Raw genomic sequence first — 1,685 nt, forward strand, 5'->3', positions numbered from 1 at the left:
GTGCTGCCCGGCGTGCAGGCGGTGTCGCTCGCGCCGCTGGCCGCCGCCCAGGTGCCGCGCAGCGGCTGGTGCAGCCTGCGCCGCGGCGGCGCCGAGATCGCACGCATCGCCGTGCAGCAACTTCCCGGCCCGGTGCACGACGCGCTGCGCGGTGCGGCGCGCCCGCACGGCCAGCCGAGCGCCTGGCGCTCGCTGCTGCGCCTGCCGGGCGCCGCGGTGATCGCGAGCCGCGCGCTGTCGATCGACGTGCTGCGCTCGCTGCGGGTCGGCGACGTGGTGCTGCTGCCTGCGGAGCTGCAGGCGCTGGATGGTGCCGCCGCGGTGCTCAGGCTCGGGCCGCGCGGTGCGCGCTGCCTGGCGGCGCCGGGGCGGATTCAAGGCAATTCATGGACAGTCGAAGGAGGACTTCAGATGTTGGACGATGACCAGGACCTGCTCGCCGAACCGGGCGAGCCAGCGGATGCGATCGGCGAGCTCGAACTGCCGGTGCGTTTCGAGATCGAGACCGTGTCGGTGCCGCTGTCGGAGCTGGAGGCGATCGAGCCCGGCTACGTGATCGAGCTCGGCGCGCCGGCGGCCGAGGCGCGGCTGCGCCTCGTGTCGTGCGGCCAGGTGATCGGCCATGCGGAACTGGTGGCGGTCGGTTCGCGGCTGGGCGCCCGCATCACACGCATGGTGGCACGCGATGACGCAGACCACCACGGGTGAACTGCTCCCGCTGCTCGTCATCGCGTTCGCGATCGGCGTGCTGCCCTTCGTCGCGATGATGGTGACCTCGTACACCAAGATCGTCGTGGTGCTGGGGCTGCTGCGCAACGCGCTCGGCGTGCAGCAGGTGCCGCCCAACATGGTGCTCAACGGCATCGCGATCATCGTGTCGGCCTACATCATGGCGCCGCTGGTGATGGATTCGTACGACAAGATGAAGACCGAGGGCTTCGCACCCTCGAGCGCCGACCAGATCGGCCAGGTGCTGGAGGTCGCGAAGGAGCCGGTGCGCAAGTTCCTCGACAAGCATGCGCAGGCGCGCGAGAAGGCGTTCTTCCTGAAATCGGCGGCCGCGGTGTGGCCGCCGGAGCGGGCGAGGGCGCTGAAGGCCGACGACCTGATCGTGCTGGCCCCGGCCTTCACGCTGTCGGAGCTGACCGCGGCCTTCAAGATCGGCTTCCTGCTGTACCTGGCCTTCGTCRTCGTCGACCTGATCATCGCGAACATCCTGCTCGCGCTCGGCCTGTCGCAGGTGACGCCGACGCAGGTGGCGATCCCGTTCAAGCTGCTGCTGTTCGTCGTGATGGACGGCTGGTCGACGCTGATCCACGGCCTGGTGCTGACCTACAAATAGCGAGCCCACGACCATGGACTACGACAACATCGTTCGACTGACCTCGCAGGCCATGCTGCTGTGCCTGGTGGTCTCGCTGCCGGCGGTGCTGGTGGCGGCGCTGGTGGGCCTGCTGGTGTCCTTCGTGCAGGCGATCACCTCGCTGCAGGACCAGGCCATCTCGCAGGGCGCCAAGCTGATCGCGGTGGTGATCACGCTGGTGATCGCCGCACCGTGGGGCGCCTCGATGGTGCTCGGTTTCGCCCAGCAGGCGGTCCAGGCGGCACTGCAATGAACATGCTGCGCTCCTTCACCCGGATGACGCCGGTCGTCGCGCCGCGCGCGGCGGCGGTCGCGCCTGCCG

3 protein-coding genes are annotated in these 1,685 nt (G+C 69.8%); all 3 read left to right on the top strand.

All coding sequences use genetic code 11. From position 1 onward, the window contains the following. A partial coding sequence (gene sctQ, locus AC1D01_RS33595; RefSeq protein ID WP_477873800.1) for a type III secretion system cytoplasmic ring protein SctQ occupies positions 1 to 708 on the top strand: 708 nt, incomplete at its 5' end. Next, positions 686 to 1,342 carry a type III secretion system export apparatus subunit SctR gene (gene sctR / locus AC1D01_RS33600; protein WP_477873801.1) on the top strand — a complete coding sequence of 219 codons (657 nt, stop codon included), beginning with the start codon at positions 686 to 688 and terminating at the stop codon, positions 1,340 to 1,342. The genes sctQ and sctR, both read left to right, overlap by 23 nt. 13 nt (positions 1,343 to 1,355) lie before the next feature. Continuing rightward, positions 1,356 to 1,616 carry a type III secretion system export apparatus subunit SctS gene (gene sctS, locus AC1D01_RS33605; protein WP_047505504.1) on the top strand — a complete coding sequence of 87 codons (261 nt, stop codon included), beginning with the start codon at positions 1,356 to 1,358 and terminating at the stop codon, positions 1,614 to 1,616. Positions 1,617 to 1,685 lie beyond the last annotated feature (69 nt).

It is taken from the genome of Rhizobacter sp. P3_B12, assembly GCF_056402895.1.

Bases quoted from the DNA above. Each gene is read 5' to 3' on its own strand.
- sctS (WP_047505504.1), top strand. From the start codon at position 1,356: ATGGACTACGACAACATCGTTCGACTGACCTCGCAGGCCATGCTGCTG.